The following is a 6,191-nucleotide window of genomic DNA, read 5'->3' as shown; positions in this document are numbered from 1 at the left end:
TTTCCTTTGGCGCTGGCGCACGTCAGAAAAACAGTCTCGCCTAGTGGCTACCGGGGACTACGCGCCTTCGATTCTCTCTCCTTGGCGCGCAGCGGAAGATACGGACTGAAACCCCTGACTTCATGAAACCTTATACATTAGAATTAGTATATGCCTCTTTTCCAATAAATCCAATAAAATATTTACCCCGTTGTGAAAAAACAACAACAGGCTCGGGAGACAGACCTGCAGCAGGTTTCAGGGGTAAAAAAACAGGTGCAACTGCCTCAGTCGCACCTGCTTGTTTTATTAGACAATGTCTCTTTTGTCTAGCGCTTATTCCAGGCAACCAGGCCAGCAACCGCAGCGATCGCCAGCAACAGGAGGATGTGCTCAGCATACCAGAAACCATGCATCGCTTCACCCAGGGCATGACCGGGATGCGCCATCGCGGCGCCGCTTCCAAGTATGGATGCAAGTGTCAGGAGTTTTTTCATCATTTCACCTTTACATTAATCAGTTCATTACCATCCGGATCGCTCACATGCACCGCGCAGGCAATGCAGGGATCGAAACTGTGAATTGTGCGCAGGATTTCGATTGGCTGCTCCGGATCGTGCAGTTCATGGTTGTCTTCCAGCGCTGCCTCGTAGGCACCGGGCTGACCTTTCGGATCACGCGGGCCGGCGTTCCACGTACTGGGAACAACAGCCTGGTAGTTCTTGATGGTCTCGTCCTCGATAACAATCCAGTGAGCAAGGCCGCCACGAGGTGCTTCCATGAAGCCGACACCTTTTGCACTCTTAGGCCAGGATGATGGTTCCCACAGCACCTCGTTGAAGGTCTTTGTGTCGCCAGCCTTGATATTGGCAACCAGGTCATCGAACCAGCCCTGCATCGAATCACCGATGATTTTCGTCTCCAGCGTACGCGCCGCGGTACGGCCAAGGGTTGAGAAGAGCGCTTCGACAGGCACATCGAGCTTGCTGAGTGTCATACCAACCAGGTCCTTGGTCTGCTCATGTCCTGTTGCATAGAGCATCAGCACACGTGCGAGCGGCCCGACTTCCATCGAGTGACCTTTCCAGCGCGGTGACTTGAGCCATGAGTAGGCCTGCTCAACATCGAGATGCTTGTACGGTGGTTTTGGCCCCGTGTAGTTGAAGGTGGTCTCACCGTCATACGGGTGCAGTCCGGTATCCTTGCCACCCTCGTAGTCATACCAGGAGTGAGACACGTATTCGTGGATCTCCTCGCTGGCATTCATATCGACCTCGTGGATTTTACTCAGGTCACGATTGAGAATCGCTCCCGGCGGAATCATGAAGCCGGAAGGATCTTCCATGCCGTTGGACGGGAAGTCGCCATAGGTCATGAAGTTGCCCAGGCCCTCGCCGCGGCTGCCCCAATCCTTGTAGAAACCGGCAATCGCGAGCGTATCAGGAACATAGACCTGCTCGACGAAGTCCTTCATCTTGTTGATGATGTCCTGTACCTGTGCAAGTTTCTTGGCGTTAATAGCTGAATCGGAGTTCAGATCAATCGCACAGGGCACACCGCCGACAACAAAGTTGGGATGCGGGTTCTTGCCGCCGAAAATAGCGTGCAGGCGCACCACGTCACGCTGCCATGAGAGCGCATCGAGATAATGTGACACTGCCATCAGGTTCGCTTCAGGCGGCAACTTGTAGGCCGGATGACCCCAGTATGCCTTGGCAAAAATGCCCAGTTGCCCTGCCTCAACAACGCCTTTCAGCTTCTTCTTCATATCGGCGAAATAGCCGGGGGAGGATCGCGGGTAATTGCTGAGTGACTGCGCCAGTTCGGAAGTCGCCTTCGGATCGGCATCGAGTGCCGATACCACGTCAACCCAGTCGAGTGCATGCAGGTGGTAGAAGTGCATGACATGATCATGGATGTATTGCGCGCCATTCATCAGGTTGCGAATCAGGTCCGCATTCTTCGGTATCTTGTAGCTAAGTGCATTCTCGACCGAACGGATAGATGCAAGCCCGTGAACCAGAGTACAAACACCGCAGATACGCTGCGCAAACGCCCAGGCATCACGCGGGTCACGCCCCTTCAGGATCGTCTCGATGCCGCGCACCATGGTACCTGACGAGTAGGCACTGCCAATCTTGTTGCCATCCATCTGCGCCTCGATGCGCAGGTGGCCTTCGATTCGGGTAATCGGGTCAACTACAATTCTTTCGTTTCCGCCGGATTTACTCATGATATGTCTCTCTACTTATTCGCTTATGACTGTAAATACTCAGACAGTGTGTCGTACTGCCACTCATTTTCAGAATGTGTTTTTCCTGCACTTGACTCATCATCTATTAATATACTGGTCCGAGCCATCCTGCTGCTCATCGCCGCACTCCATGCCGGGTTCTTTGTTGACTGTGCCTGAGGCGTGACCGCAGCAACTGCCGCACGGGCAACAAAATAGCCGGCCTGTTCTATCCAGTCACCTTCAGAACCGCAACGTGTATGACTTTCTATGGCCGCTGCTTTTGCTGATTTTAGTGCAGCTGCCAGTTCATCCTGAGAAGCGCCTTCATCAGCAGCGACTTTTGCCACGCGGCTGATCCGCTCGTCACTGCTCAACGGTAAAACATGTTCCACAAACTTAGCGGCAATGACTCTCTGCTGTGTTGCGTCCAGATTGTGCAAAGCTTTTCTGAACTCTTCGTCACTGGTTATTTGGCTCATTTCATCTAGCTCCAGAGTATTCATTTTCAGCCATTAATATTCGCCGGTATTGCAGCGTTAATCATCGGCCAGGTGTTCAGCCAATGTCTCTGTCAGGCTAATCACCGGTATATCCATGCCGTACTCCTCGAGACCATCCTCGAGATGGATACGACAGTTGGCACATGCGCTCACCAGTGCATCGGGCTTTACCTCTTCAAGCTGCGCCTTCTTGCGCTTGAAGACCTCGAGACGCACCTCGTCGGCTCGTTCATTGGAGCTGACGCCGCCGCCTGCACCACAACACCAGTTCATCTTGCCGGCATCAAGCATCTCGACAAAATTGTCGGCAAACAGATCAAGCAGTCTGCGTGGCTCATCAATAACACCTCCGCGGCGCGCAACCTGGCAGGGGGCGTGGTAGGTGAGCTTCTGGCTCTCCTTGCTATCAGTCTTGATGCGTCCCTCTGCACGCATGCTGTCGAGCACCTCAAGGATATGGCGCACCTGGAAGCTGTAGGGCTTACCAATCAGGTTAGGGCCTTCCCAGCGGATCGCCATGTAGGCATGACCGCACTCGGGACTGATAACAGTTTTTACTTTGAGCTTCTCGGCTGCATCAACGGTGCGCTGTACCAGTTCGGCGGCGAGATCGTTAACACCGATCTGGATGCCGGTGTTGGTCGCCTCGAAGGCTTCGGTCGAGATGGTCCAGGTCGCACCTGCCTTGTCGAAGATTTTCGAAATTGCCTCGATAAACTTGGGGAAGTTCATAATCTCCATCGATGAGAGCAGCAGCATGTACTCGGCACCCACGACGTCAACCGGAATCGTCTTGCCGGTATCGGCCTCGATATGCTTGATCTGCGCCAGCAGCGCGGGCAGCTTGACACCCATCGGGCTGCCGATCTTGATCGCGCGGTTCATCGCTCCGATCAGGCCCTCCGGTGCATAGCCCGCAACCGCCATACCCTCGCGGGTTTTGCGGATCATCAGCGCTATGTCGTTACCAACCGGGCAAACCATTGAACAGCGGCCACACATGGTGCAGTTGTCGTAAACCATGGTCTCCCACTCTGCCAGAAGCTCTTCGTCAACCTTCTTGCTCAAACCGAAGATCTTGCCGAGACGCCCCAGCAATGTGTATTCCGATTTCCAGATGCGTCGCAAGGGCTCTGTCTTTGCGATTGGTGTGCTCGCCGGATTTCCTGTTTCAGTCTGGAAAAGACAGGCGTCAGCACACATGCCACAGTGCACACAACTGCTGAAGAAAGCTGCAACGGATGAATCAACCTGTTCTTTCAGTGCATTGATGCCCTTTTCAAGTGATGCACTCATGACTGAACCCCCCGGTAACCGGAAATGGCACCGTTGTACCACCTCGCCATAAAGATCGTGAAGGCATGTGCCAGCTTGGTAAAAGGCAGCACAACCATTAAGAGTTCAACGCTCAGGATGTGCACGGCCAGCAACGCCGGGCCACTCATACCGATGCGATGAAAAGCGATGTAGCCGGTCACCAGCGGTGCGATCGTAACAAACCAGGCAAACAGATCGCCTGATGTCGTCAGGTAACGCAGCACCTTGTTGTTGAAGCGATGCACCAGTACCACCAGCAGCGCAATGATGCTGACGACGGCGACAATATCAACAACCGGTGTTGGCAGCGCAGGCCAGGCCAGGCCCGTCACCCCCTTGATCAGCAGGATATGCGGGGCATACAGAAAAATGGTCACAAAGAGTCCGAAATGGAACACATATCCTGCCACGATAGTCAGGCTCGAACGCTTGAATGATTCGGCTGTAGGTACCGAGCGCGTGACGATGGTTCGCATGCCACTGGCAAATTCACTACCCTTGGCTTCAGCAAGATTGCTCTTACGACCCAGCATCAGGATCTCGAAAATACGGATAATCACACCCACGACAAGGATAATTGTCGCAATCTGAAAACCTGGACCACGCACCCATTCCAGTAATGCTATTTCACTCATGATGTTTTATCTCTATCTATACAGATGTTATTTTTCCAGATCTTCAAGGGTCACTTTTTCATGCGCTTTCGCAGCACTCCCCTTTTTCGAGCGGTTCATGGCACCGAGTGCCACACCCACAGCCGCAGCGCCTGCAGCTGCGTAGAGAGCGGTTTCGCCAATATCTGCTGTCGGAATGGAAAGCGCCTTGTAGAAACCGCCACCGTCCCAGAATTCGGGCTCTGAACAGCCCAGGCAGGGATGACCGGCCTCGATCGGGAAGCTGGTGCCATTGTTCCACTTGGTGGTTGCACAGGCGTTGTAGGTAGTCGGCCCCTTACAGCCCAGCTTATAGAGGCACCATCCCTTCTTTGCCCCCTCATCATCGAAGGTCTCGGCAAACAGGCCCTTGTCGTAGAAAGGACGACGATAGCAACGGTCGTGAATACTCTGACCGTAGAACGCCATGGGACGACCGAGATCGTCGAGCTCAGGCAGGTTTCCAAAAGTCAGGAAGTGAGTCAGCACGCCGGTGATCACAACCGGAATCGGCGGACAGCCGGGTACATTGATAATCGGCTTGTCCTTGATCAGGTCACCAACAGAGACTGCGCCGGTTGGATTCGGATTGGCCTTGGGAAGTCCGCCGTAGGTGGCACAGGTACCAACCGCGATAATCGCAGCAGCCCCCGCGGCCGCTTCCATCAGCATATCGTAGTTGCTGATACCGGCGATGGTGGAGTAGCCGGGATTATCCATCGGGATAGAACCGTCAACCACGAGCAGGTATTTACCGTGATGCTCACGCATCGCCTCTTCACGCGCAGCTTCTGCCCCATGGCCTGCAGCTGCCTGCAAGGTGTGGTGATAATCGAGCGAGATACTGTCGAAAATGAGGTTTTCAATAGTAGATGCGCCGGCACGGGTGAGGGATTCGGTACAGCCGGTACACTCCTGAAACGAGAGCCAGATGACCGAAGGCTTTTTCGCTTTCTCAAGCGCCTCAGCGATCATCGGAATCATCGCCGGTGATAACGCCATCATCGATGCCGTGGTCGCACAATATTTCATAAAGCTGCGTCGTGATACACCATGACTGCGCAGAACATCACCAAGGGTCTTCTCTTTATCGCTTTGACTTGCCATGCTTATTTCTCCACCGCTAGCTTGTTACTTGTTTGTTCTTCCTGCTGCTCATCCTCCAGGCGCAGGGCGAGACGCTCACTCGCCTCGGCCATATCTTCCGCCTGTGAACGCAGGATTTCCGGCAGCCTGGTCACTTCAATGAAACGACCGATGGTCTCCTCATTGTCGTTGTAATGGGTGACTACCCACACACCGCTGTATTCTGTTTCCACCACATCGCTTGCGCCCAGCACGTTGAGTCTTGCCACCACTTCGCCACGACCGAGGATCTCCAGGATTCTCTCCTCTTCACCCGGGGCAAGGGGAATGCTACGCAAATCAATCACCGAGGTTTCGCCCTCGGTCACGAGACGATCCAGCGCATGCTTTACTTCATGCAGCAAGGGCTCGACATTCCAT

At 54.0% G+C, this 6,191-nt stretch carries 7 protein-coding genes; all 7 read right to left on the bottom strand.

The genetic code is table 11. The features are described from left to right. Positions 1 to 308 precede the first annotated feature (308 nt). Entirely contained in the window at positions 309 to 479 is a 171-nt protein-coding gene (locus BOW51_RS11120; RefSeq protein ID WP_167367256.1) for a hypothetical protein, read from the bottom strand. Next, complete coding sequence (locus BOW51_RS06520; protein ID WP_078476991.1) at positions 476 to 2,212, bottom strand: nickel-dependent hydrogenase large subunit; 1,737 nt, start codon at positions 2,210 to 2,212, stop codon at positions 476 to 478. Before BOW51_RS06520 ends, BOW51_RS11120 begins: the two co-directional genes overlap by 4 nt. 23 nt (positions 2,213 to 2,235) lie before the next feature. Further along, positions 2,236 to 2,694: a hypothetical protein gene (locus BOW51_RS06515; RefSeq protein ID WP_135568110.1), complete on the bottom strand. Its 459-nt coding sequence runs from the start codon at positions 2,692 to 2,694 to the stop codon at positions 2,236 to 2,238. A gap of 57 nt (positions 2,695 to 2,751) precedes the next feature. Next, positions 2,752 to 4,011: a (Fe-S)-binding protein gene (locus BOW51_RS06510; protein ID WP_078476989.1), complete on the bottom strand. Its 1,260-nt coding sequence runs from the start codon at positions 4,009 to 4,011 to the stop codon at positions 2,752 to 2,754. Further along, the gene (locus BOW51_RS06505) at positions 4,008 to 4,667 is read right to left on the bottom strand and encodes a hypothetical protein (RefSeq protein ID WP_174564736.1); all 660 of its coding nucleotides are present in this window, start codon (positions 4,665 to 4,667) and stop codon (positions 4,008 to 4,010) included. The genes BOW51_RS06510 and BOW51_RS06505 overlap by 4 nt, the downstream gene beginning before the upstream one ends. 27 nt (positions 4,668 to 4,694) lie before the next feature. Continuing rightward, positions 4,695 to 5,792 (bottom strand): hydrogenase small subunit, encoded by a 1,098-nt coding sequence (locus tag BOW51_RS06500; RefSeq protein WP_078476987.1) that lies wholly within the window; start codon positions 5,790 to 5,792, stop codon positions 4,695 to 4,697. Positions 5,793 to 5,794: 2 nt separating this feature from the next. Further along, positions 5,795 to 6,191, bottom strand: a 397-nt coding sequence (locus BOW51_RS06495; protein WP_245828569.1) for a hydrogenase expression/formation C-terminal domain-containing protein, incomplete at its 5' end; no start/stop codon positions are given.

This window comes from Solemya elarraichensis gill symbiont (assembly GCF_002021095.1).
Classification (GTDB): Bacteria; Pseudomonadota; Gammaproteobacteria; order Chromatiales; family Chromatiaceae.
This window is presented reverse-complemented; position numbering and strand designations above follow the sequence as displayed.

What these genes read in the sequence shown, in the direction of transcription:
- BOW51_RS06520 (WP_078476991.1), bottom strand. Translation starts at nt 2,212, where the DNA reads ATGAGTAAATCCGGCGGAAACGAAAGAATTGTAGTTGACCCGATTACC.
- BOW51_RS06505 (WP_174564736.1), bottom strand. Translation starts at nt 4,667, where the DNA reads ATGAGTGAAATAGCATTACTGGAATGGGTGCGTGGTCCAGGTTTTCAG.
- BOW51_RS11120 (WP_167367256.1), bottom strand. Translation starts at nt 479, where the DNA reads ATGATGAAAAAACTCCTGACACTTGCATCCATACTTGGAAGCGGCGCC.
- BOW51_RS06510 (WP_078476989.1), bottom strand. Translation starts at nt 4,011, where the DNA reads ATGAGTGCATCACTTGAAAAGGGCATCAATGCACTGAAAGAACAGGTT.
- BOW51_RS06500 (WP_078476987.1), bottom strand. Translation starts at nt 5,792, where the DNA reads ATGGCAAGTCAAAGCGATAAAGAGAAGACCCTTGGTGATGTTCTGCGC.
- BOW51_RS06515 (WP_135568110.1), bottom strand. Translation starts at nt 2,694, where the DNA reads ATGAGCCAAATAACCAGTGACGAAGAGTTCAGAAAAGCTTTGCACAAT.